The organism is Acidobacteriota bacterium (assembly GCA_016715115.1).
GTDB lineage: Bacteria > Acidobacteriota > Blastocatellia > Pyrinomonadales > Pyrinomonadaceae > JAFDVJ01.
Genome location: JADKBM010000016.1, coordinates 935,410 through 959,116, shown reverse-complemented (window position 1 = coordinate 959,116; position 23,707 = coordinate 935,410). Strand labels below are relative to the sequence as shown.

The window sequence follows — 23,707 nt, the reverse complement described above, 5'->3', positions numbered from 1 at the left end:
AATGTTGACGAAGCGCACGCTTTCGATGCTGGTTCTCGGCCTGACCCTTGCCGCCGGAAATGTTTTCGGGCAGCAATTCATAAGAGTCAAGACCAAAGGAGTCGAAGTCGGAACGTCGAAAGCGCGTGTCCTCGGCCGGATCGGAAAGCCTCTTTCGACACGAAAAGGCGGTGAGTATCCGTGCGCCGAGCGTTCCGTGGATATGCGCTACGGCGGGCTGCTTCTTGAATTGCTGGAATCGCAACTGGACCGTGAGAAGGGAAGGCTATTTGTCGCGAGGATGACGATCACGTCAAGGAAATGGTCGGTGAGCGGCATTCGAATCGGGGCAAGCCCGTTAGCTGTCCGACTCAAATTTGGCCCCGCGCGCTGGCAGAACGAAGCCCGGAATCGATTCCTCGTGTACGCGATCGGCGATGGTTCCGCCAACTTCTTTTTCAGGCGCGGCCGATTGTTCAAGATCGTGTCTCAACTGAACGTCTGCTGATCCGCTTTATGAAGATCCTCGAAACCGAACGACTGATCATCCGCGAGCTTGATGCTTCGACCGATGGCGAGTTCATAAACGATCTCCTGAATCAGCCTTCATTTATCCGGTATATCGGCGACCGCGGAGTTCGATCGGCGGCTGAGGCGAGCGATTTCATCGAAAACCGCTATCGCCAAAGCTATCGCGATCACGGTTACGGCCTCTACGCTGTCGATATGAAGGAAGACGCCGAGCTGAACTCGGAGTCTATCCGAAATCCAAAATCGAAAATCCAAAATCGGGCAATCGGCATTTGCGGGTTCGTCCGCCGCGCGGGCCTCGAACATCCCGACATCGGATTCGCCTTCTTGCCGCAATACGAGGGTCGCGGCTACGCGTTCGAATCGGCGTCGGCCGTTCTCGAATACGGGCGCGAGACGCTCGGAATCGAACGGCCGATGGCGATCACGACGTTCGACAACGAAAACTCGGTCAAACTGCTCGGAAAACTCGGATTCGTGTTTCGCGAATCCGTTGTCTTGCCGGGTAGCGACGAAGAACTCAACCTGTTCGTAAAGGAATGACGCTTAGACTCATCGCTTTGATCCTGATCCTTGCCGCGACCGGCGGCGCAACGACGATCGTGGCCGTCAAGACGAAAAAAGAGATCGTCATCGGCGCCGACAGCAAAGTCACGGATACTTTCGGAAACACAAAGGCCAAGTTCGCGTGCAAGATCATCTCCGCCGGCGGGGTTGTCTTCGCCTATGCGGGTTTCGCGCGCGACACGCAGACGGGGTTCGACGTCCCGGAGATAGTGGCCGGGTCGCTCGAACAGAATTCGAAAAAGCCGATCGCTGAAAAGGTCGAAATTCTCGCCGCGACCATCGTCGAAAGGCTGAACGTCGAGCTTCCGCTTCTCAAACAAAACAGTTTCGTAACTTATCGCGAAAAGATCGAAGGCCGGACGTTTCTCCGGATCTTGGTCGCCGGCTTTGAAAAGAAGAAGCCGGTTCTGTTGGTTCGTCAGTTCAGGATCGGCCAGATTGCCGACGGTTCGATTGGCGTGATCGTCTCAAAGAACGACTGCGACGCAAAATGCAAAGGGACCAACGTGACTCGATTTCTTGGCGAAACTGAAGCTATTGACGGATTGCCGGAAGAGACAAAGGACTTTTGGAATCAGGGGCTTGCTGCCGGTGTTCGAAAGCTGGTCGAGATTCAGATCGCCGCCCGCGAAGAATATGTCGGTCCTCCGATCGATGTCGTGTCGATAACGTCGAAAGGCCTTACCTGGATCGCGCGGAAGTCGGAATGCGGGGTTGGGAAGTGAGACTGGGAACTGGGAAGTGAGAACTGGGAACGGAGAAGTGAGAACTGAGAACTGAGAACTGAGAACTGGGAACTGGGAACTGAGAACGGAGATGTGAGAACTGGGAAGTGAGAACTGAGAAGTGAGAAGTGAGAAGTGAGAACGGAGAAGTGAGAACGGAGAACTGAGAAGTGAAAACGGAGAACTGAGAAGTGAGAAGTGAGAAGTGAGAACGGAGAAGTGAGAACGGAGAACTGAGAAGTGAAAACGGAGAACTGAGAAGTGAGAAGTGAGAAGTGAAAACGGAGAACTGAGAAGTGAAAACGGAAGACTAATCCGATCATTGCTCAGCTCAGTTCTCCGTTCCCAGTTCTCAGTTCTCACTTCTCAGTTCTCACTTCTCAGTTCTCCGTTTTCACTTCTCAGTTCTCCGTTCCCAGTTCTCAGTTCTCACTTCTCACCTCTCCGTTTTCACTTCTCAGTTCTCCGTTTTCACTTCTCACCTCTCCGTTCTCACTTCTCCGTTCTCACTTCTCCGTTCCCCCGCGGTTCATCTTTCCCGACAGTAGATTTCGGTAAACCTGGTGATCTCGTTGTTCTCCCCGATCAGGATCAGGACGTCGTTCTCGGCGATCAGTTGGTCGTCCGAAGGGACAAGGGTCGGCCGGGTTTCGCCGATGCGTTGAATTGCCACGATCTGAATGTTCTGTGTTTCGAGATCGCCGATGCGTTTTCCGGCGACGGACGGAGTCGCCTGCATTGAAACTACCGAATAACCCGAGAGCATCGGCAGAAAATCCGTAACATTGTTGAGTGAAAGTCGCATCGCAAGCCGCAGCGCGGACTCCTCTTCAGGGTGGATTATCTCGTTGACGCCGATCGCGCGAAGAATCTTCGCGTGGTCGTCCGAGAGCGCTTTGACGCAGGTGTACGCAACACCGAGCTCGATAAGGTGGAGCGCGACCAGCGTGATCACGTCCATTCGTTCGCCGAGGCTGACGATCGCGACATCGACGTCGTCGAGTCCGAGCGACTGAATCGCGCGCTTGTCGGTGGCGTCCGCGAAGATCGCCTGTGTCGAGAATTCGGCCGCGTCCTGTACGGCCTCTTTGTTGTTGTCGATCGCAACCACTTCGGCGCCCGTTTCAAAAAGCGTCCGCGCCGTCGTTGCGCCGAAATGTCCGATCCCGATTACAGCAAATCTTTTCATACTCGAAATTCCAATTCATTCAGTTCCGGAATTCAGGAATTCCGGATTCCAAAAATTCCAGATTCCAAAAATTCCAGATTCCAAAAATTCCAGATTCCAAAAATTCCCGATTCCAAAAATTCCAGATTCCAAAAATTCCAGATTCCAAAAATTCCCGATTCCAAAAAGCTCCCGGATTCCTGGTTCCGGTGTCCAAGATTCGAAGATTCCAGATTCGGGAATGTTGAAAAACCTACTCAACGTCGGCCCAGGGAGCCGTTTCTGACAGAACACAGATAGATGCGGGAGAATACTTCGAACTTAGCGTTGCTTGAAATCCTTTTCTTCTCCATTGAGTTCTGTCTCAATCGAGTGAAACAAATCCGCTACATCCCGCCAATCTGTGTTCTGGACGAAACGCGATTTGCTTCCTTCATGTCGGTTTTTCAAAGCTCCCGATTCCGGCATTCAGGAGGTTCCAGAGAGATTCTCAGAGAGTCAAGTCAGTTTCAAGTCCCTTCGGAATCGGTCGATTCCTTGGAATTCCTGGAATCTTGAAATCCCCAATCCCAAATCCCCAATCCCAAATCCCAAATCCCAAATCGAATCATCCAATCATTATGTTCTCTTCAGCATAGGAAAACTTCTCGGATCGCGCGCTGACACTGATCGCCAGTGCGAGCGTGATCGCGCCGACGCGTCCGACGAACATCACGAACGACAAGATCAGTTTTCCGACCGCTGAGAGTTGCGGCGTGAAATCAAGCGAAAGTCCCACCGTCCCGAACGCCGAGATCGTTTCGAACAAGACCGGCATCAGACGCGCTTGGCTTTCGGCGGCACTCAGTCCGCGGGTTTCCGTAACCATCAGAATCATCGTCGCGATCAAAACGGTCGCCGCCGATGCGACAACAACCGCCGTCGCCTTGTCGATCGATGACTGCGGTATCGTTCGATTCCACAGATCAAGCCGGGACTTGCCCCGAAACCTCGCGATCGAATACGCAACCAACAATCCGAAGGTCGTCGTCTTGATGCCGCCGCCGGTCGAACCCGGACTCGCTCCGATAAACATCAGGATCGCAAACAGGTAGTTCGTGGCGCCGCCGAATCCGCTCATCGGAACGGTGTTGAATCCGGCGGTTCGCGGAACGATCGAGAAGAAATACGAGTTCATCAACGCTTCGTCGGTGGTCAGATCGGCGAAAACCCCGTTCCTTTCAAGCGCAAAAATGGCGATCGTGCCACCGACGATCAAACACGCCGTCGTGATCAAGGTGATTCGTGACTGGACGCCGATTCGGAAGTAGCGCGACTTTTCGATCAGGCGCCGGTGGACGAATTCCTTCAATTCAAAAACGACCAGAAAGCCGAGACCGCCGAGAAAGATCAGGCTCGAGATCACAAACATTACGAAATAGTCGCGCTGGAAGTCGATCAGACTGTTCGAAAAAAGCGCGATCGAACCGTTCGTGAACGCGGAAACCGAATGAAAAAGCGCGAACCACAGCGACTCAGCGTGTGTTTCGAACCTCCCGGTCAGTGACCAATAGACGGCCAGCAGAAGCGTCCCGACGGCCTCGACGCCGAAGGTGAAAGCAAAAACGTAAACGAGGATCTTCTTGATCGGGGTCTTGGAATCCGGAAGCAGACTGTCCTGAACGGTGAGTTTCTCGGTGATCGACATTCGCTCGCCGAGCCAGATATAAAGCGTCGTCGTGAACGTCATCAGTCCGAGCCCGCCAAGCTGCATCAGCACGAGGACGACGACCTGTCCGAAAAGCGAGAATTCCTTGCTGATATCGATCGGCGAAAGCCCGGTGACGCAGACGGCCGAGGTCGCGATAAACAAGGCGTCGACCGGATGGAGCCAAATGCGCGAGGCAGACGAGATCGGCGACCATAGCAAAATCGTTCCGACCGTGACGAGAATCGAAAAACTCGTCACGGTCACGCGCGTCGGCGTAAAGAACTGTCGGAAAAAGGCCTTAACCATCTTTGATTCCGAGTCCAAGATGAATCCTGAACCCGGAACTGTCAAGCGTTGATGCCAGATTGCGCGACAAAGGAGCTGCCGGCGAATCTTTCTTCGGATTTCGTCTACTTCCGCCGTGAGACCGGTTGCTGATTGGCATCGATCCGTCTCCCTGTCAATTCATCCCAAATCACGCGGCAGGATTACGCCCGCGAATATTCGCGAATCGCCGCTAATTTGTTTCCGGCTGAGACGGTTCGTGTTCTTGCCGATGCACGCAACGAAATACGGGCGTCGCAATAGTCCTAAATCGGATTCGCGCTGATTCGCGAAAATTCGCGGGCTATATTTTCCATCCGGGTTAATTCCCCAAAAGCTCGCGAACGGCGCGGTCGAGCTGCGAATCTCTTCCAGTTGTTGTTTCGCCGATCGGCCGCGTCACCGCCGCGTCAACGGGACGCGGATTGAGTTCCATATTTTTGCCGTCGGTTCCGAGCACGAGTTGCCTGGGCAAACGGATCGTCGTGCCGTCGAACAATCCGGCGTTCCACGTGTAGATGATCCAACCGGCGGTCGGTTCGCCGACGACCTTCCCGAGTTTCAGCACCCGATAACCTTCCGTGAGATCTTCGGCGTCGGAGAGCGAATGCTGGTTCGTGATCAAAACCGTCGGCCGCTCAAGCGCGCGCTGACCGAGTGCGGACCGGGCCGGGACGTTCCACAGACCGCGTTCGCGCATCGTCAGATAACCGCGACGCGAAAGAACATCGATGACGTAGGGATTGATGAAACCGCCGTTGTTGTTGCGGACGTCGATGACGACACCGTCTTTTGCCTGATTCTCCGCGTCGAGATCGACATAAAGTTGTTCCAGCGTTCCTCCGCCCATATCCGGCAGGTGCACGTAACCGAGCTTTCCGCCGCTGATCTTGTCGACATACGCGCGATTCGCCTCGACCCACTGTCGATAAAGAAGGTTCTTCTCGGCGCCGGTCGAAATCGGTTTAACGATGACCTCGCGTTTGTCGGAGCCGTCGGCGGATTTCGAGACTGTCAGCGAAACGCGTTTGCCGGTCTTGTTTTCGAGAAGCTCATCCAGGTTCGTCCGATTCGTGATCGCGACTCCGTCGATACCTTGCAGATATTCGCCGATGCCGATCGACCGGACGATCGCTGCCGGACTGAGAGCGATGATCTCCGTAATTCTAAGCCGACCGTTCGTTTCATATTCGGCGCGGTCGAAGCGAAGTCCAAGCTTTCCGACCGGCGCGGCAGTGAAGGCCGAGGTGCCCGTTACGCCGAGATGCGACGCGTTCAGTTCGCCGACCATCAGGCTCATCAAGCGGCGAACCTCGTCGGTCGTCCGAGCGCTTCGAATCAAAGTTTCGTAGGTTGCGTAAACCGCGTTCCAGTCGGCACCATGATACTTTTCATCGTAGAAGTGATCCCGCATATAGCGCCAGCCCTGCTTGAAGATCTCCATCTTCTCTTGGGCGAAATTGACCGTCATCTCGACCGTTGCGCTGACCGGACGAAGCTCGCGGCGTTCAAGGTTGACACTGTTGATGCGGCCGTTCTCAAGAAAGTAAACTTCTTTCGAATCGGGCGTGAACTGCGCGTTCGACTTGAATCCGGAAGTCGAGGTCAATTGACGAGCCGACGTGTCGGTCGCGAGTTCGTCGAGATTTATGGTGTAAAGGTTGAACTGGCCCTCGGCCGAGGCCGTCACCAGAAGCGTCTTTCCGTCCGGGCTGATCGTCTGTTCGTTGATACTGATTCCCGGACGGAGAATGCTCAAACGGCGGCGAATGTCTTCGAAGACAATTTCCGTCTGTTTCGATTCATCCTTTTTTTCAACGGCCGACGCGTTGGTCCCGCGGGAATCCGAAACCGCCGGTGTCGTTGAAGGTGTCGGCGGTTGCCGGTCCTTCGGATTTTCCTGTTTGAAAAAGTCGCGGAACTGATCTTCGCGGAACTTCGGCGAACGGAGTTTGAGATCGACGCGGGCGATGAATCCGTCTTCGGTCCGCTGCGACGTGTCGAACAGCAGATATGACCCGTCCGGGCTCCAGGAGAGCGATCCGGAATTGGAATTGGCGAGGAAACTTACCGGCTGCGCACCGCGGCCGGCGAGGGAAACTAACGAAACATTGGTGTACGAACGTGTTTGCGGCGAATAGGTTAGAAAAGCGATCCATTTGCTGTCCGGCGACCAGGCCAGCGTGCCGCCGCCGATGAGCGGCGGAAGGTCGCTGAACATTTTGGCCAGCTCCCGCTCTTGTTTCTTCTCGGTGTCATAAACAAACAGGGCCCGGCCGTTGCGGATGAATGCGATGTTCTTGCCGTCCGGCGAAAAGAGCGGCGCGAAATCCTGATTCGTGCCGCGCGTCAACTGAGTTTCGGACTCGGTCGCGAAGTCGTACTGGAAAAGTTCCATCGCGCCGTTCCGTTCGGACGCGTAAACGACCCGTTTGCTGTCGCTCGACCAGTTGACGGAAGACTCGGCGGCGATTGTGTTGGTGACGCGAACGGCGTCCCCGCCTTCTTTTGCCGAAACGGCGAAAACCTCGCCCCGCGCTGTCACCGCGATCTTTTTTCCGTCGGGCGACAGCGCAAACTCGCGGATCTGCGTTGACAGGGTGATGCGCTCGGCGATCGGATTTACCGGCGCGCCGCGAAGAGTGATCGGAACTTCGGACGCTTTTCCGCCGTCCGAGTTCATCTTCCAGATACGGAAGTTGCGTTCGAAAACGATCTCTTTGCCGTCGTACGCGAGGCTCATCCACAACACGCGACCATCGGTGAAATTGGTGAGCTGTTTCGCCGCGCCGCCTCTCGGCTGCGACCAGACGTTCTGCGCGCCGCCGCGGTCGGAAACGTAGAAGATCTTCGATCCGTCCGCAGTCGCCGCAACCCATAGCTGTTTCGCGCCGCGCGGAGCCAACTGTTCGTACTTGTCGCCCGATTTCTGCCAGACCTCGGATTCGTCGATGTGGCTCCGGCCTTTCCTCCACCATTGCGAGTTCGAGATCCCGCGGGCCGAGAAGATTATCGAGCCGTCGGCGAGGTTCGTCGACCAGAATTCGTTCGTGTAGCGGTCCGCCGAAACCTGTTGCGGCGTCCCGCCGGCCGAGGCGACGCGAAAGATGTCGTTCATCCCGGCGATGTCCTTGCTCGCCGATGAGAAATATATCCAGTTTCCGTCGCGCGACCAAGCGTCGATTTGGTCGTTCCAATCGTCGAAGGTCAACCGCTGAAGGTCGCTCGTTTCGAGGTTGAGTATGTAGATGTCTCCGGCTCCGGTGCGGTTCGAAACGAACGCGAGCCGTTTGCCGTCGGGAGAGAACATCGGCCGCGACTCGTTCGCCGGGTGCGAGACGAGCAACGAAGCGGTTCCGCCGTCGGACGGAACGGTCCAGACGTCGCCGCCCGAAACGAACGCAATTTCCTTGCGGTCTGGCGAGAACGAAGGTTCGGTCAGATACGGCGCGGCAAACGAATTTGCGGCAAACAAAAACACGACGAAAAGGGAAGTTCGGAATCTCATAGTTTCTTTTTAGCGGAACAGGGGAATCAAAGTCATCCGCCGATGGCAACTGTTTGCGGAATTAATCGTGATACGTTTGACTCGATCGAAAAGTTATCGGAGGCGACGATCGCAACAGTCTACGGCTGATGGTATTAGATTTCATCGCCTTGATTGAAGGCAGTCGGTTCATCAAGCGAGTCGGCGCGACCGAAGAACCTCGAGGACATCGTCAACCGTGACGTCTTTCGCGGCGAACAGCACCAGCATATGAAACAACAGGTCGGCCGATTCGTTAAGGAAGAGTTCACGATTGTCGTCCTTCGCTTCGATCACCAGTTCGACAGCTTCTTCGCCGACCTTCTGAGCGATCTTGTTCATCCCGCGGGCGAAGAGTTTTGACGTGTAAGCCTCAGGCTTTGGGTTCCGCTTCCGGTCACGGATCAACGCTTCCAACTCGGACAACACGTCGTCCTTGCGATTGGGTTCGTCGAAGCAAGTGTCCGCGCCGGTGTGGCAAACCGGACCCGCGGGCTCGGCCTTTATCAGCAGCGTGTCGTTATCGCAGTCGGCAAGGATCCGGACGACCTTGAGAGAATTCCCGCTCGTTTCGCCCTTCGTCCAGAGAGTTTGACGCGACCGGGAAAAAAAGGTCACACGGTTCGTTTCGATCGTTCTCGCGAGCGCTTCCTCGTTCATAAACCCGAGCATCAGAACCTTATCGGTCACGGAATCCTGAACGATCGCCGGTGCTAGCTTGTCTGCGTATTTTTCAAAATCCAATTTCATCTCTGACCTCTGACCTCAATTCCGCGACTCGCGAGAAACGACTTCAACTCCGGGATCCCGATCTCGCCGAAATGAAAAATGCTTGCCGCGAGCGCTGCATCTGCCTTGCCGTCGGTGAAAACTTCCGCGAAATGCTGCATCGTGCCGGCGCCGCCCGACGCGATCACCGGAACCTTCACGGCCTCGGAAACTCGCCGCGTCAGTTCGATCTCAAAACCGTTTCGCGTGCCGTCGGCGGCCATCGAGGTCAACAGGATCTCGCCTGCTCCGAGAGACGCGCCGCGCTTCGCCCAATCGACCGCATCGAGTTCGGTGGCGACCCGCCCGCCGTTCAGAAAAACCTTCCAATCGGCGCCGGCGGGCTTGGCGTCGATTGCGAGCACGACGCATTGCGATCCGAATCGGTTCGCCGCTTCGGTCAGCAATTCCGGATCTTTGACCGCCGCCGTGTTTATCGAAACCTTGTCGGCCCCCGACGCCAGCAGTATCTCGATGTCGGCGATCGAGTTGATGCCACCGCCGACAGTAAACGGAATGTTCAGTTCGGCGGCGACGCGTTTGACGAGACCGGCGAGCGTCCGTCGTTTTTCGTTGGTTGCCGTGATGTCGAGAAAGACAAGTTCGTCCGCGCCGCGCGCGCAATACGAACGAGCGAGTTCAACGGCGTCGCCGGCGTCGCGCAGATCGGCGAAGTTCGTGCCCTTGACGGTGCGGCCGTCTTTGACGTCAAGACAGGGAATTATTCGTTTTGCAAGCATTGCGAGTTCTAAGTTACACGTTCAGGCGGTTTCGTTCGCGGCGTCCGGCCGCTTTAGGGCGAAACTCAGCGCACCTTCGTACAGGGCTTTTCCAACGATCGCGGAGCGGCAGCCGATCGCTTCGAGCGCCTTCAGATCGGCATTCGACGAAACGCCGCCCGAAGCGATCAGTTCGAGTTTCGGAATCGCTTCAATGATTTCGCCGTACAATTTTACCGACGGCCCTTGAAGCAATCCGTCCTTGGCAATATCGGTGACGAACGCCATTTTCGCGCCTCGGCCGACCCAGCTTCGAAGAAATCCGATCACTTCGATCTCGGTCTCGGTCTGCCAGCCGTTGATCGCGAGATTTCGTCCGCGGACATCCGCACCGAGCAGAATCCGCTCACCGCCGAACCGTTCGAGCCAGCCGCCGAACAATTCGGGCGATTTGACGGCAACGCTCCCAACGGCCGCGATCGCCGCACCGGCGTCAAAGACGCTTTGCACGTCGGCGTCGGTTTTGATTCCGCCTCCGAAATCGATCGTCAGATTCGTCGCGTCGGCAACGCGCTCGAGAACGGCGAGATTCGCGAGTCGCCCGCGTTTCGCACCGTCAAGATCGACCATATGCAATCGTTCGAAGCCGTTGGCCTCGAACGACAAAGCTACCTCGACCGGGTCGTCGCTGTAAATCGTCTCGCGGTCAAAATCACCCTGTGCGAGCCGCACGCAGCGGCCGTCGATGAGATCAATTGCGGGAATAATCTCCATTACCTAAAACCTCCCGGGCAATTTCCTGCCCGCGAAAGCCGCGAAAAGCAGTGAGACGCGCGGCGCGCTAAACCTCGATCGACAAGAAATTCGCCAGGATCTTCGCTCCCGTGCCGCCGGATTTCTCCGGATGAAACTGCGTCGCGAAGAAGTTCGCGTGTTCGACAGCCGCCGAGAACTCGCAGCCGTAAAGACACTTCGCGGTCGTATCGGACCCACGTTCGACGTAGAAACCGTGGACGAAATAGACATACGAACTCTCTTCGATCCCATCGAAAAGCCGTCCCCGAAGTCCGTGAATATTGTTCCAGCCGATGTGCGGAATCTTCAGGGTATCCGACTCGAAACGGCGCACGCGGTGCGGAAGAATGCCAAGGCATTCGGTCTCGTTCTCGGCAGAAGATCCGCATAAAAGCTGCATCCCGAGACAGATCCCGAGAACCGGTCGCTTGAGCGAGCGTATCACCTCGTCAAGCCCGGTTTCGCGCAAATGGCGCATTGCCGACGACGCTTCGCCAACGCCCGGAAAGATGACGCGGTCCGCGGCCCGCAACGTTTCGGCGTCATCCGTCAGGACCGATTCAACGCCGAGCCGCTTGAGCGCGTTGCGCACCGATTCGACGTTGCCGGCGTTGTATTTGACGATCGCGATATTCATTCATTTATTCCCGTTCAGAGTTCCAAGCGGAACTCCAAGTTAGAACGCTCCTTTTGTAGTCGGCAGCGTTTCGATCGACGCGTCGCGCTTCACCGCCATTCGCACCGACTTGGCGAACGCCTTGAAGATCGACTCGATCTTGTGATGTTCGTTGCTTCCTTCGGCACGAATGTTCAAATTGCACAAAGCCTTGTCAGAGAACGACTTAAAGAAATGAAAGAACATCTCCGTCGGCATCTTTCCGATCAATTCCCGCTTGAAATCGGCATCCCATACGATCCAGTTTCGTCCGCCGAAGTCGATCGCCACCTGCGCCAGGCAATCGTCCATCGGAAGACAGAATCCGTAACGCTCCATTCCGCGTTTGTCAGCGAGCGCGATCGAGAACGCCTCGCCGAGCGCGATCGCCGTGTCTTCGATAGTATGATGTTCGTCGACCTCAAGGTCGCCCGTCGCGTCGATCACAAGATCGATCGACCCGTGGCGCGCGATCTGTTCGAGCATATGGTCGAAAAACGGGATTCCGGTCGAAATCTCCGCACGCCCGGTTCCGTCCAGATCGATCCTGAGGCGAATGTCGGTTTCTTTGGTCGTTCGCCGGCGCTCGACGCGCCGCGGCGGAAGCTTCAGTAACTCGTAGATCCCGCGCCAGTTCTCCGCGACCAGGACATCGTCAGACGACGGCCGTTCGAAATGCGGATTCGTAATGAATATCGCCTTCGCGCCGAGATTTCGGGCAAGCTGAACGTCGGTTTCGCGGTCACCGACGACGAACGAATTCGCGAGGTCATAGTCGCCGTCGATATACTTCGCCATCATTCCCGTGTTCGGTTTCCGGGTCTGCTTGTTCTCGTGCGCGAACGAACGGTCGATCAGCTGATCGGCGAAAACGATTCCCTCATCCGCAAGCGCCCGCATCAAAAAATCGTGAACCGGGTGAAACGTCTCTTCCGGAAACGACTCGGTTCCGAGCCCGTCCTGATTCGTCACCAAGACCAACTCGAAATCCAGTTCGCGGGCGATCTTCCCGAGATTCGCGAAAACACCCGGAAGAAAGCGAAGTTTCTCAAACGAATCGACCTGAAAATCGACAGGTTCAAAGATCAATGTTCCGTCACGGTCGATGAAAAGCACTTTCTTCATAAGTTCTTGAAACGTTTCAATGCGCGCAGCAACTGTTGATTCTCGACCGGCGTTCCGATGGTGATCCGCAGACAGCCTTCACATAGTTCGACCGTGTTGCGGTTTCGGACGACGATCCGTTCGTCGAGCAGAAAACGGTAGATCGAATCCGCGTCCGCCGTGCGCACAAGCACGAAATTCGCGTCCGACGGATAGACCCTCGAGACGAATGGCAACCGATTCAATTCGTATTTCAATATCTCGCGCTCGGCGATTATCGAGTCGATCATCAGTTCGACGGCGTTTCGGTTCCCGAGCGCTTCGACAATTGCTTCTTGCGCGATCTGCGAAACATTGTACGGCGGTTTCACATTGTTGAAAAGCCTGATCACTTCTTCATTTGCGATCGCGAATCCGGTTCTGAGCCCGGCCAAACCCCACGCTTTCGAGAACGTCCTGAGGACGACGAGGTTCGGGTACGTGCCGATCTCGCTGGCGATCGACGCGCCGCGCGCGAATTCGAAGTAGGCTTCATCGACGACCACGATCCCGTCGAAGCCACGGGCGATTCCGATGATGTCCTCCCGCGGAAATGCGTTGCCGGTCGGATTGTTCGGCGAGCAAATGAAGATCAGTTTTGTGCGTCCGTCGATCGTTTGTCCGATCTTCCCGGTGTCGAGCCGGAACTCGTTCGTGAGCGGCGCCCGCCGAACCGCGACGTCGTTGATCGCGGCCGATACCTCGTACATCCCGTAGGTCGGCGGACAGATCACGACGTTGTCTTGCCGCGGTTCGCAAAAGATCCGGAACAAGAGGTCGATCGCCTCGTCCGAGCCGTTGCCGACAAAGAGCTGTTCGGGGTGAACGCCGACAATCGGCGCGAGCAGGCGCTTGATCTCGGTCTGCAACGGATCGGGATATCGGTTGTAAGCACGCGGAAGCGGCGAGCCGAAACTGTTCTCGTTGGCGTCGAGAAACACCTCGCCCTTGCCGGTGAATTCCTTGCGCGCCGACGAATACGGCTTCAGTGTTTTGATGTTCGCACGTACCAGGTTCTCGATCTTCATTGTTGTCTTTGAAACGAATTACTCGGACTCCTGCGGATCTTTCCGAATCATCTCTTCGTTTGCCAAACTCTTCAGTCGAAGCGATACGGCGTTTCGGTGCGCCCGCAGATTCTCAGCTTCGGCCATTGTTTCGATCGCCGGGCCAATGTTTCGGATGCCGCTCGCGGTCAGTTTCTGGAAAGTTATCTTTTTGACGAACGAATCGAGCGAGACGCCGCTGTAGGCGCGGGCAAAACCGTTCGTCGGCAGTGTATGATTCGTGCCGGAAGCATAGTCGCCGGCGGCTTCGCACGAGAAGTTGCCAATGAAGACCGATCCCGCGTTGGTCACCGATTCGGCGATCTCGTCGGCGTTGCGAACGGCGAGAATAAGATGCTCGGGCGCGTATTCGTTAAGCAAATCGACGGCAGTTTCGGTATCTTCGACGAGGACCGCCGTCGAATTCCTGATCGATTCCAAAGCGATCGCCTTTCGCGGCAGGGACTCGATCTGAAGATCGATCTCGGCGAGCGTCGCGTTGATGACGTTCAGGTCCGTCGAAACGAGAAGAACCTGACTGTCGGGACCGTGTTCCGCCTGCGAGAGCAAGTCCGCGGCGACGAACTCCGGGACGCAGGTTCCGTCGGCAAGAATCGCAACTTCCGACGGTCCGGCCGGCATATCGATCGCCGTTCCGGCCATCGATGCCTGTAGTTTTGCCTCCGTCACGAATTGATTGCCGGGGCCGAAGATCTTGAAAACGCGCGGAACGCTTTCGGTTCCGAAGGCCATCGCCGCGATCGCCTGCGCACCGCCGATCTTGAAGACCTTCGAAATGCCGCAGGCGCCGGCGGCGTAAAGTGTCGCGGAGTTGACGCGACCGTTCTTGTCGGGCGGCGAACAAAGCACGATCTCGGCGCAACCGGCGAGACGGGCGGGGACGGCGAGCATCAGAACCGTCGAAAACAAAGGCGCGGTTCCGGCGGGAACGTAGAGCCCGACGCGTTCGATCGGAACGCTCTTTCGCCAGCAAAAAACGCCGTCCGTAGTTTCGACGGGCTTTGAGATCTCGATCTGCGTCGAATGGAATCGATCGATGTTGCGGATCGCGATGTCGATCGCGTCCTTGAGCTCATCGCCGACTTCGAGGTCTGCCGCGGCGAATTCGTCCTCGCCGACGCGCAGCTCCGCAAGTTCGACGCCGTCGAATTCTCGCGTCAAACGCTTCAATTCAGCGTCGCCGCCGATTCTTACGGCCCCGAGGATCTCGGCAACTTTTGACCGCAGTGCTTGGGACTCAAACGCCGGCCGCGCAAGAAGTTCGGGCCATATCTGACGTTCGGGATAACTGACTATCTTCATAAAGCTAATTCCAGGTTCGAGTAATTCCAGATATTCCAGATTCCAGATTCAAGGTTAGGTTCAATATTCAAGGTTCCAGATTGGGAATCCCGAATCGCGTTGCAATCGGCTCGAGTCGGTACCATCTGCGGTAGCGGATGGTTGGTTGCGGCACCGATCTTCAACCATCCGCTACCGCAGATGGTACCGACTCGTCCCAACCCGATTACAAAGAACCCGCGGGTTTTTCCAAAGCTCCCGAATCTGGAATTTGGAATCCCCCAATCCCAAATCCCCAATCCCAAATCCCCAATCCCAAATCCCCAATCCCAAATCCCCAATCCCCAATCCCATCATCTGATCATCTGATCGATCGAAAACACCAGTATCCCTTCGGCGCCTTCGTTCTTCAGATTCTCGACGACTTCCCAGAAGTCGTTTTCGTTGATCACCGAATGCAGCGAACTCCATCCGGCCGCGGCGAGCGGCATTATCGTCGGGCTCTTGATTCCCGGGATAAGGCTGACGATCCGGTCCAGCCTGTCGTCGGGCGCGTTCAGCAGAATGTACTTGTTTTCCCGCGCTGACTTGACGGACTTGATCCGGAAAACGAGTTTACCGAGCATCCGCAGAAGCTCCTCGTCAAGGTCGCCGCGCGAAAAAAGGACGGCTTCCGATTCCATTACGGTCACAACTTCCCGGAGGCCGTTCGAGAGCAACGTGCTGCCCGAACTGACGAGATCGCAGATCGCGTCGGCGAGTCCGATCGACGGCGCGATCTCGACCGAACCGCTGATCCTGTGTGTTTCGGCGGCGACTCCTGCCGCGCTCAAAAATCGCCCGAGGATGTTCGGGTAACTCGTCGCGATGCGCTTGCCCTCGAGGCTCTTTACGCCATCGAAATCGAGGCTCTTTGGTATCGCGAGCGAGAGCCGGCAACGCCCGAAACCAAGTTTTTCGACCACGACGACATCGCGCGATGTTTCCGCGAGAACGTTTTCCCCGACGATCCCGACGTCCGCGACGCCGTCGGAAACGTACTCGGGAATATCGTCGTCACGCAGAAAGAAAACCTCGAGCGGAAAGTTCTCGGCCTCCGTCCTGAGTTTGCCCGAGCCGTTCTTGAAACGGATTCCGCATTTCCGCAGCAGAGTCACCGATTCGTCGCTGAGCCGGCCTGATTTTTGGATCGCAATTTTCAGTTTTCGCATACTTGTTTCGATTGTGGAAAAACGACAAAACAGCGCTTTTCGAGACTTTTTCGAAGTTCGCGCCGGGTTTGATGAAACTAATTTATCGGGAAAACAAAACTAGTCCGCGCGATGGTGGTTGTGCGCGTGATGGTGGAAATGACGAAATTGGGACGAAATGACGTTCATCGGATGGTTCTATTCTTGCCATATCGATTCGCCGAATGCAAGCCCAACGGCCGGCTTTTGGCGATGATCGTTCTCCCCAGTGGCCGTGCTCCGGCGAAAGCCCGATCTCGTCTTTCGAGATCCGCGAACTGGAACCGAGTGTGTGAAACACGCGCAACCGTTGAAAACGCAACAGTTGCGCGTGTTTTCCGCGTCTTTCGGCGATGCCGCCGGCTATTCTAACGCGTGATGCTTGCGGTCATCACGCTGTTCGTCATATCGAACGTATAACCGGACCTCGTGACGCTCAGAATCCGGAGGGTAAATGTTCCGCGTCGCCCCTCGGCCATAAACGTCACGTTGCCGGACGCACCGGTCGTCGCCGTATCGATCTCGGTTTGTCCGGACGGAAGCGTCCATTGACCGGTCACGGTCGCGCCGCGAACCATCTCGTTGTTTCCGTCGCGGATATTGACCCGACCGAAGACGAAAACGGTGTTCCGGGCCGTTGCCGAAAGAGTGATGCTGTTGACACGCAACAGGTTTGTCGTCGTCCCTCCGACATTGACGTTGATGTCCTTTGTGGTCCAGTTGCCCATCGTGTCGTAGGCAAAAGCCCGCAAACGATAGGTCGCCGCCGTCAGCCCGCGTGTATCCCAGTTGACGGTCAACTGGCCGTTCACGGTCGTTCCGAGAATAACTTCCTGACCGGTGTACTGATTCCAGAAGCTTATTTCGAAATGCTCGACAGCGACGTTGTCGGTCGCCGTCGCCGTCACCGGGACGATTCCCGAAACGTTCGCGCCGTCAACCGGATTGACGATCGCGACCGTCGGCGGCGTCTGGTCGAGCGGCGTTGTCGGAGATGTCACCGTAACGCTTTCGGACCAAGGTCCCGGGCCGCCGAGGCCGACCGCGCGAACTCGGTACTCATATGTGACCGCGACTCCGACGGTCGTATCGATGTGCGTGATTCCGCTGCCCGGCGGGATCAATGACAGGTTCACCCAATTGCTCGTCGTAACGTCGCGACGCTGAAGTTCGAAAGAGCGCATCAGTGAACTCGTATTCTGCCAACTCAAATTGATCGAGTTGAACGGCTCCATACGCGTTCCCGGATGCGCGACGCCGGTCAGATTTGCCGGAGCGGTCGGCGGCGGAAGTTGTCCGATAACCGTCAGCAGGACTCCGCCGGTCTCACCTGTCACCGAGTTTCGGCCGATGGTCGCGACCGATCTCAGATCGTTGATGTACGCGCCGCTCCCGGTGATCGTCCAACCCTGGTTGGTGTAGATCGGATCCAGCAGGCTTCCGACGCCGTAAACTCCGAGCCCTTCGAGATAGATCCCCGCGCCGAGTTCGCCGTATCCGATATCGCCGTTTTCATTGATACTGTAGGCGGCCGTGTATCTCGAGGTTCCGGTGAGATAGGTCCAACCCGAGGCCGGTTCATAGCGGAAAAGCGAAACGATGTTCAGCGACGAAGAACGCAGCGAAGCGGTTCCGGCGATCTGTCCGTTGTTGTTGATCGCGACGCCGCCGACGGGATTGTAGTTGGAGGGTCCGGCGCCGATCACATCGACTTGTCCGGTGTTCAGATTCAGACGCTCCTGGCCGCCGATGATGATCCCGTTGTCGTTGAGCGTGCGCGGATAGACCCAAAAATTGTAGGTCGTTAGATCGACCGCGCCGAGCGCGTCGCTGTAGAGCCAACCGGTTCCGGTCGGAGAATAGCCGAGCGAACTTCGCGAGCCGACGACCTGTCCGAGATTGTTGATCGCGAGCGCGTAGGACGAAGTATGTCCGGCGACCCGCGGAAGTGTTTCGATGGCGTACGCTCCGCCTTTGCCGGTTCTCCAGCGGACTGCCGAGGGATTCCATTGCGTGTCGAACGAAACCCCGACGATCACGCCGGCGTCGTTGACGTCAGTTGGAAAACAGCTCATCGCGCCGGGAAGCAGGGGAAGCACTTGCCACGCGGCGCCGTTGGCGCTGACAAGCGGCGTGTAATTGTTGCCCGAGAGCCGCGCTCCGACGACGATCCCGTTGTTGTTGATCGCTGCCGGAGAGCCGTTGCCGAGAAATTGAAGTTGGTAGTTTGGCGGAGCCGCTGCGCCGGAATTGGCGAAGAGTATCAAAAAAACGAACGCGGCAACCGTCTTTAGCCAGACTCCGCCGCGGAATTTGAATTTATTCGATTTGCCCGTAAACTCGTCGGCCCGAACGGGAAGCGCTCGAAAGAGATCTGAAAACATTATCGTTTCCTCCAGTTATTTATTTAACCGGGGGTTCTGCTTTTGTCGGTTAAAAAGATGTCAGAACCGGGGATCAATGACGAACAAAGCAACTGACGTCTTGTGAACATTATCACAAGACGCCGCAATGATGTATGTGACGATGGTCACGATTATCGATTTATCTCTATTCTTTCTTCCCGGCCGTGAACACGCGTGAACCGAAATCGGCGGGACGGCGAATGATGAACCGCGAGGGCGTTGTCTCTTTCGTGATCTCGACGCTGTTGACCTCGAGTGTCGTTCCGGTCGCGCGCTGGAAATTGGAAATCGCCTTGTTGAGATCAGTCTGTGCCTGCAGTTCGCGTCCGCGCGCTGCGATAAGTTCGTTCTGGCGCTGGAAGACGAGAAAAACGGTCGTCGTTCCGGCCCTGAACTGGCGTTCCTCGCTCTCGTAAAGCTGCTCGGCCGAGGCACGCGTCGCGGCGGCGGCCTGAAGACGCGCTTCCGCCGACCGAAGCGACTGAAGCGCGTTGCGGACCTCGGCCTCAATGGTTTGCTCGACCTGCGCGGTCGAATTCTCGAGCTGACTCGCTTCCGCCAACGTCCGGCCGAGATTCGCTTTCGCGACTCGGTTGCCGAACGGGAACGTGATCGTCAGCCCGATGCGAAATGTCGGATAATCCTGAGTGATGAGATTGCCGAGCGAATTGAAATAGCCGCCGACGAGGTTGTCCGGCACGCGGCTCAGACCGGTCGCCGGATTGATCGAGGCCGCTGTTGTCGCACCGGCGAGGCCGCTCGAGGTATAGCTGCCCGTCAGATCGACCTGCGGTTTTGTCTGGTCGCGAAAGTAACGCTCGTTGATTTTGTTGATCTCGGCTGACGTTTTTAGCTGCGCGATCTCCTGGCGATTCGTGAGCGCGGTTTCAACGGCTTTCTCAAGCGGGACACGCGGAACCTCGACCTCGATCGGCGAAACCGGGACGAGTGCCCTCGACCACATCGCGTTCGCGCGATTCGGAAGCATCAGCGTCTTGAGTCGATTTTCGGCCTGCGTGACCGTGTCCTGCGCGGCGTAAACTCCCTGTTCAAATGTCGTGATCTGGGCGTTCGAGGCGACGACGTCGATCGGCGCGATAACGCCTTTTGCGACGAGCCTCTGATTGCTTTCGAGCTGCAGCCGCGCCTGTTTGACGGCGTCGATCTGAACCTGGAGATTTCGCAGCGAGTACGCCAGGTCCCAATAAGCCTGCTCGACATTGGCGATGACTTCGACAGCGGTCTGCCGAAACTGCTCGTCGGTGATGCTCAGCGATCTTTTCGCGATCTCGATCGTCCGCCGCTGGTTGTCGAAACGGCGCCCGCGAAGGAGCGGCTGGACATAAAGAAACGACAACGCCGTTGGAAACTGCGGATTGAGAGTCGCGTTGAGATTCGACGTGTTGGTCCGCGACGAACTGAACCCGAGATTGTACGAACCGCCCGCAAAGCGCGAAAAGCCGCCGACGCCGGCAGTGCTCGAAAGCGTGCTGAGCGTGACCGCGCCATTGACGGCGCCGCCGATGATCGATGCCGTCGGCGTCGTACGGCGTTCGTAGAAAGTGTCCGACGTAAAGTTCGGCGCGTAAACGGCGTCAGCGCCGCGGAGATTGAATTCGGCGATCTCGACGTCCTTTTTGGAAGTCGCGATATCGTTGTTATTGTCGAGTGCAAGCTTGATCGCGTCATTGAGCGAGATCGGAAGTTGATTCGCGACATCGACGCCGACGCGTTCGAGCGACGGCATCGGCCGTACCGGCGCGCGGAAATCCGGGGCGATCGGCGGGACGTCGTCCGGGAGTTTTGAAGGCGTCGCGGTTGGCGTCGGATCTTGGGCGAGCGACGTAAATGCCGCGAGCAATCCGATCGTCAGGCTGAAAACAAACTTCTTCATACGGTCAATCTTCACTATCTTCTTGTTTCTTCCGGCGCGCGCTCCGCGTGAACAACGTCGCCAGGTCCGCGAGAAAGCCCGTCACCGGCCTCAGCCGCGCGCCGACCCAACTGAATTTGCTCCCGAGTCTCCTGATCGCGTGTGATTGGCCGACGTCATCGAACAGCGAATAAAACACCGGAACCGCGAGCAGCGTCAGCAGCAAGCAGAGCGACTGTCCGCCGACGACGAGGATGCCGATCGAACGGTTCGTCGCCGCGCCTGCCCCGGTGCCGAGGATGAGCGGGATCATACCGGCGACGAGCGCCAGTGTCGTCATCAGGATCGGGCGCAGCCGATCGCGGTTCGCCTGGATGATCGCTTCGTAACGATTCATTCCCTTTTCGCGTAAGTGATTCGTGTGGTCGATCTGCAAAATGGCGTTTTTCTTGACGACTCCGAACAACAGCAAAATTCCGAGCGCCGAGAAAATGTTCAGCGTCTGACCGGCAATCGCCGTCGAAAGCAGCGCGAACGGCACCGAAAGCGGCAGCGTCAAAAGGATCGTCACCGGATGGATGAACGATTCGAACTGGGCCGCGAGTATCAGATACATAAAGACGAAGGACAACAGAAACGCGAGCATAAAAGCGCTGTACGCCTTCTGGAGCTCCTTCGATTGTCCGGTAACGCCCGCCGAATACTCGGCCGGCAGGTTGAGCTCCTTGACGTAGCCTTCGAGTTTTCGCAGCGCGTCCGACTCCGAAGCGTTCGGGGGAAGTCCGGCGCTGACCGAGATCTGCCGTTGACGGTTAAGACGGCTGATGGACGACGGGCTCCGGCCCTCTTCGATCTTGACCAGACGATCGAGCCCGATCGATCCGCCGCGCGCTGAGAATACCGTGAAATACTGGAGACTGTTGCGGTCGCGGCGATAACTTTCGTCGGCCTGCAGGACCACGTCGTACTGTTTGTTGTTCTGACTGAACGTTGTTACCCGCTGACCCGCCTGAAGCGTGTTCACCGCCGTTGCGACATCGCCCGCCCGGACGCCGAAATCGGCCGCTTTTGCGCGGTCGATCGAGATCTGGATCTCCGGCGTTCCGACATCGAACGAACTGTCCGGGTCACGGAAAGTCGGATCCTGTTTCATCTTCCCGACGAGCTCGTCGGCGTATTTAGCGAGCTGCCCCATATCCGGACCCGAAAGATAATATCCGATCGCGGAACCGCCCCGGCCGAGCCCGAGACTGCCCGAGATCGACGACTGCGCGGAGGCGTTGATGCGATATTCGGGAGACTGGTATTTCTTGATGATCTGGCGCGTCTTCGTGATCAGTTCCGCCTGCGAGAATTCTCGCTCGCTCGTCGGAAGGAGACTGATGTTGACGTTGCCCGAGTTGCCTCCGCCGCCGCCGAACATTCCGCCGGCCTGAACGAGCGTCGCGCGAACTCCCGGAAGCTGTTCGCGGACATCGCGGGCGATCCGGTCGAGAATCGATTGCGTCGCCGACAGCGAGGTGCCCTGCGGACCGCGAAGCGAGATCTGGAATGCCGATTCGTCTTCGTCCGGCAAAAACGCCATCCCGACATACTTGAACAGCGGATAGATCGAAGCGACGACAAGAACGCAGATCAGAACGACGAGCCACCTGAAACGCATCGCGCCGGTCAGAAGCCAGGTATAAACACCGTCGATCTTCCGATAGAACAAACCGTCCTTGCTTTCGTTCGAAACAGCGGAATCTTGCTCCCCGCCGTCATCCTCGGCCTGTGACTTCGGTTTGATCCAGCGGGCCGCGAGCATCGGCGTGAGCGTGAACGAAACGATCAATGAAACCGCGATCGCGGCCGCGGCCGTCAAACCGAAGCTCGACATAAAGCGGCCAACCATCCCGGTCATAAATCCGACCGGAATGAAGACCGCGAGCAGACTAAGCGTCGTCGCCAAAACCGCGAGCCCGATCTCGCGCGTGCCTTCGATCGCCGCCTGAAACGGACTCATACCCTTTTCTTCGACGAAGCGATAAATGTTCTCCAGAACGACGATCGCGTCGTCGATGACGATCCCGACCATCAGCGTAAGCGCAAGCATCGTCATCTGATTCAGCGAATATCCGAGGGCGGCGATCGCCGCGAAGGCTGCGATGATCGAGGTCGGGATCGCGAGCGCGGCAATGACCGTCGAACGAATGTTCCAAAGAAAGAAGAAAACGATCAGCGCGGCGAAAACGCCGCCGAGGACAAGGTGCTCCTCGATCGCGTAGAGGCTGTTCTCAATGAACTCCGACTGGTCGCGCGTAACGACGACCTTCATATCCGACGGCAGCGTCGGAATGATCTGATCCATACGCGCCTTGACACCTTTGATCAATGCGATCGTGTTCGATCCGGACTGCTTGCGAACCGCAAGATACAACGATTGAACGCCGTCGAGCGAAGCCGCCGAACTGGCGTCCGCCGCGCCGTCCTCAACCCGTCCGATGTCGCGGATCTTTATCGCGAAACCGTTCCGCGTGGTGATGACGATATCGTTGAACTGGCTGATCTCAGTCAGTTTGCTGATCGTCCGGACTCCGGACGTCCGCGCGCCCTCGGTGATGTTTCCGCCGGGCAATTCGAGGTTCTGGTTGCGGATCGCGGATGAAACGTCGGTGATCGACAGATTGAACGCCCGAAGCCGCGTCGGATCGATAAGGACCTTGACCTGTCGCTGCCGGCCACCAAAGATCACGACTTCGCCGATGCCGTCAACCGACTGAATTCGTTCCTGGATCTGCGTTTCGACGAAATCGTTAAGCGCCACGAGATCGCGCGGCGCGCTGATCGCGTACATCAAAACCGGCATCGAATCCGGGTCGGACTTGCGTACTACCGGCGGATCCGCGGTTTCGGGAAGCCGGCTGACGGCCGTCGCGAGTTTCTGCTGGATCTCCTGAAACGCCTGATCGGGATCTTTTTCGAGATTGAAGTTGAGCGTGACGTTGGATTGGCCGCGCGACGACGAGGAGGTCATCTGGTCGATACCGGGAACCGTATTGACCGCACCCTCGATGATGTCCGTGACCTCGGTTTCGATCTCGGCCGGCGCCGCGCCCTGGTTCGACGTCGAGATCGAGATCGTCGGAACATCGATCTTCGGAAACCGGTCAACGCCGAGCGTGAAGAAACTGAATCCGCCGACCACCGTCAGGAACATCACAATCACGGTCGCAAAGACCGGTCGATGAACACAAATTTCGGCTAACCACTGCATAATACG

General features: G+C 57.0%; 17 protein-coding genes. 3 read left to right on the top strand and 14 right to left on the bottom strand.

Annotated features, from left to right (window positions below):
* The first annotated feature begins 1 nt into the window (after position 1).
* The 3 genes from IPN69_22100 to IPN69_22090 are packed head-to-tail and all read left to right on the top strand — an operon-like array spanning position 2 to position 1,802.
* Entirely contained in the window at positions 2-487 is a 486-nt protein-coding gene (locus tag IPN69_22100; protein MBK8813400.1) for a hypothetical protein, read from the top strand.
* 8 nt (positions 488-495) lie between these two features.
* The gene (locus IPN69_22095; GenBank protein MBK8813399.1) at positions 496-1,053 is read left to right on the top strand and encodes a GNAT family N-acetyltransferase; all 558 of its coding nucleotides are present in this window, start codon (positions 496-498) and stop codon (positions 1,051-1,053) included.
* On the top strand, positions 1,050-1,802 hold the full coding sequence (locus IPN69_22090; GenBank protein MBK8813398.1) for a hypothetical protein: 753 nt from the start codon (positions 1,050-1,052) through the stop codon (positions 1,800-1,802). The genes IPN69_22095 and IPN69_22090 overlap by 4 nt, the downstream gene beginning before the upstream one ends.
* A 529-nt stretch (positions 1,803-2,331) precedes the next feature.
* On the opposite strand, the gene IPN69_22085 is transcribed toward IPN69_22090, so the two are convergent.
* From IPN69_22085 to IPN69_22020, 14 genes are all read right to left on the bottom strand, one after another.
* Positions 2,332-2,991 (bottom strand): TrkA family potassium uptake protein, encoded by a 660-nt coding sequence (locus tag IPN69_22085; protein ID MBK8813397.1) that lies wholly within the window; start codon positions 2,989-2,991, stop codon positions 2,332-2,334.
* Positions 2,992-3,577: 586 nt separating this feature from the next.
* Complete coding sequence (locus IPN69_22080) at positions 3,578-4,966, bottom strand: hypothetical protein (GenBank protein ID MBK8813396.1); 1,389 nt, start codon at positions 4,964-4,966, stop codon at positions 3,578-3,580.
* 340 nt (positions 4,967-5,306) lie between these two features.
* Entirely contained in the window at positions 5,307-8,492 is a 3,186-nt protein-coding gene (locus tag IPN69_22075; protein ID MBK8813395.1) for a PD40 domain-containing protein, read from the bottom strand.
* A gap of 171 nt (positions 8,493-8,663) precedes the next feature.
* Entirely contained in the window at positions 8,664-9,260 is a 597-nt protein-coding gene (locus IPN69_22070; protein MBK8813394.1) for a bifunctional phosphoribosyl-AMP cyclohydrolase/phosphoribosyl-ATP diphosphatase HisIE, read from the bottom strand.
* On the bottom strand, positions 9,257-10,018 hold the full coding sequence (gene hisF, locus IPN69_22065; protein ID MBK8813393.1) for an imidazole glycerol phosphate synthase subunit HisF: 762 nt from the start codon (positions 10,016-10,018) through the stop codon (positions 9,257-9,259). Before hisF ends, IPN69_22070 begins: the two co-directional genes overlap by 4 nt.
* Before the next feature lie 21 nt (positions 10,019-10,039).
* The gene (gene hisA / locus IPN69_22060; GenBank protein ID MBK8813392.1) at positions 10,040-10,771 is read right to left on the bottom strand and encodes a 1-(5-phosphoribosyl)-5-[(5-phosphoribosylamino)methylideneamino]imidazole-4-carboxamide isomerase; all 732 of its coding nucleotides are present in this window, start codon (positions 10,769-10,771) and stop codon (positions 10,040-10,042) included.
* Between the two features lie 67 nt (positions 10,772-10,838).
* Positions 10,839-11,429 (bottom strand): imidazole glycerol phosphate synthase subunit HisH, encoded by a 591-nt coding sequence (gene hisH, locus IPN69_22055; protein ID MBK8813391.1) that lies wholly within the window; start codon positions 11,427-11,429, stop codon positions 10,839-10,841.
* 39 nt (positions 11,430-11,468) lie between these two features.
* Positions 11,469-12,572 carry a bifunctional histidinol-phosphatase/imidazoleglycerol-phosphate dehydratase HisB gene (hisB, locus tag IPN69_22050; GenBank protein MBK8813390.1) on the bottom strand — a complete coding sequence of 368 codons (1,104 nt, stop codon included), beginning with the start codon at positions 12,570-12,572 and terminating at the stop codon, positions 11,469-11,471.
* Positions 12,569-13,618: a histidinol-phosphate transaminase gene (gene hisC, locus IPN69_22045; protein MBK8813389.1), complete on the bottom strand. Its 1,050-nt coding sequence runs from the start codon at positions 13,616-13,618 to the stop codon at positions 12,569-12,571. Before hisC ends, hisB begins: the two co-directional genes overlap by 4 nt.
* A gap of 18 nt (positions 13,619-13,636) precedes the next feature.
* Positions 13,637-14,959 (bottom strand): histidinol dehydrogenase, encoded by a 1,323-nt coding sequence (gene hisD, locus IPN69_22040; protein MBK8813388.1) that lies wholly within the window; start codon positions 14,957-14,959, stop codon positions 13,637-13,639.
* A gap of 332 nt (positions 14,960-15,291) precedes the next feature.
* Positions 15,292-16,149: an ATP phosphoribosyltransferase gene (locus tag IPN69_22035; GenBank protein MBK8813387.1), complete on the bottom strand. Its 858-nt coding sequence runs from the start codon at positions 16,147-16,149 to the stop codon at positions 15,292-15,294.
* 386 nt (positions 16,150-16,535) lie between these two features.
* Complete coding sequence (locus IPN69_22030) at positions 16,536-18,551, bottom strand: hypothetical protein (protein ID MBK8813386.1); 2,016 nt, start codon at positions 18,549-18,551, stop codon at positions 16,536-16,538.
* Positions 18,552-18,717: 166 nt separating this feature from the next.
* A complete protein-coding gene (locus tag IPN69_22025; GenBank protein ID MBK8813385.1) occupies positions 18,718-20,466 on the bottom strand; it encodes a TolC family protein in 1,749 nt (582 codons plus the stop codon).
* A 4-nt stretch (positions 20,467-20,470) separates the two neighbouring features.
* Positions 20,471-23,701: an efflux RND transporter permease subunit gene (locus tag IPN69_22020; GenBank protein ID MBK8813384.1), complete on the bottom strand. Its 3,231-nt coding sequence runs from the start codon at positions 23,699-23,701 to the stop codon at positions 20,471-20,473.
* Positions 23,702-23,707: the final 6 nt, after the last annotated feature.

What these genes read in the sequence shown, in the direction of transcription:
- IPN69_22100 (MBK8813400.1), top strand. Translation starts at nt 2, where the DNA reads ATGTTGACGAAGCGCACGCTTTCGATGCTGGTTCTCGGCCTGACCCTT.
- hisB (MBK8813390.1), bottom strand. Translation starts at nt 12,572, where the DNA reads ATGAAGAAAGTGCTTTTCATCGACCGTGACGGAACATTGATCTTTGAA.
- IPN69_22075 (MBK8813395.1), bottom strand. Translation starts at nt 8,492, where the DNA reads ATGAGATTCCGAACTTCCCTTTTCGTCGTGTTTTTGTTTGCCGCAAAT.
- IPN69_22095 (MBK8813399.1), top strand. Translation starts at nt 496, where the DNA reads ATGAAGATCCTCGAAACCGAACGACTGATCATCCGCGAGCTTGATGCT.
- hisH (MBK8813391.1), bottom strand. Translation starts at nt 11,429, where the DNA reads ATGAATATCGCGATCGTCAAATACAACGCCGGCAACGTCGAATCGGTG.
- hisC (MBK8813389.1), bottom strand. Translation starts at nt 13,618, where the DNA reads ATGAAGATCGAGAACCTGGTACGTGCGAACATCAAAACACTGAAGCCG.
- IPN69_22080 (MBK8813396.1), bottom strand. Translation starts at nt 4,966, where the DNA reads ATGGTTAAGGCCTTTTTCCGACAGTTCTTTACGCCGACGCGCGTGACC.
- hisA (MBK8813392.1), bottom strand. Translation starts at nt 10,771, where the DNA reads ATGGAGATTATTCCCGCAATTGATCTCATCGACGGCCGCTGCGTGCGG.
- IPN69_22035 (MBK8813387.1), bottom strand. Translation starts at nt 16,149, where the DNA reads ATGCGAAAACTGAAAATTGCGATCCAAAAATCAGGCCGGCTCAGCGAC.
- IPN69_22070 (MBK8813394.1), bottom strand. Translation starts at nt 9,260, where the DNA reads ATGAAATTGGATTTTGAAAAATACGCAGACAAGCTAGCACCGGCGATC.
- hisD (MBK8813388.1), bottom strand. Translation starts at nt 14,959, where the DNA reads ATGAAGATAGTCAGTTATCCCGAACGTCAGATATGGCCCGAACTTCTT.
- IPN69_22090 (MBK8813398.1), top strand. Translation starts at nt 1,050, where the DNA reads ATGACGCTTAGACTCATCGCTTTGATCCTGATCCTTGCCGCGACCGGC.
- hisF (MBK8813393.1), bottom strand. Translation starts at nt 10,018, where the DNA reads ATGCTTGCAAAACGAATAATTCCCTGTCTTGACGTCAAAGACGGCCGC.
- IPN69_22030 (MBK8813386.1), bottom strand. Translation starts at nt 18,551, where the DNA reads ATGTTTTCAGATCTCTTTCGAGCGCTTCCCGTTCGGGCCGACGAGTTT.
- IPN69_22025 (MBK8813385.1), bottom strand. Translation starts at nt 20,466, where the DNA reads ATGAAGAAGTTTGTTTTCAGCCTGACGATCGGATTGCTCGCGGCATTT.
- IPN69_22020 (MBK8813384.1), bottom strand. Translation starts at nt 23,701, where the DNA reads ATGCAGTGGTTAGCCGAAATTTGTGTTCATCGACCGGTCTTTGCGACC.
- IPN69_22085 (MBK8813397.1), bottom strand. Translation starts at nt 2,991, where the DNA reads ATGAAAAGATTTGCTGTAATCGGGATCGGACATTTCGGCGCAACGACG.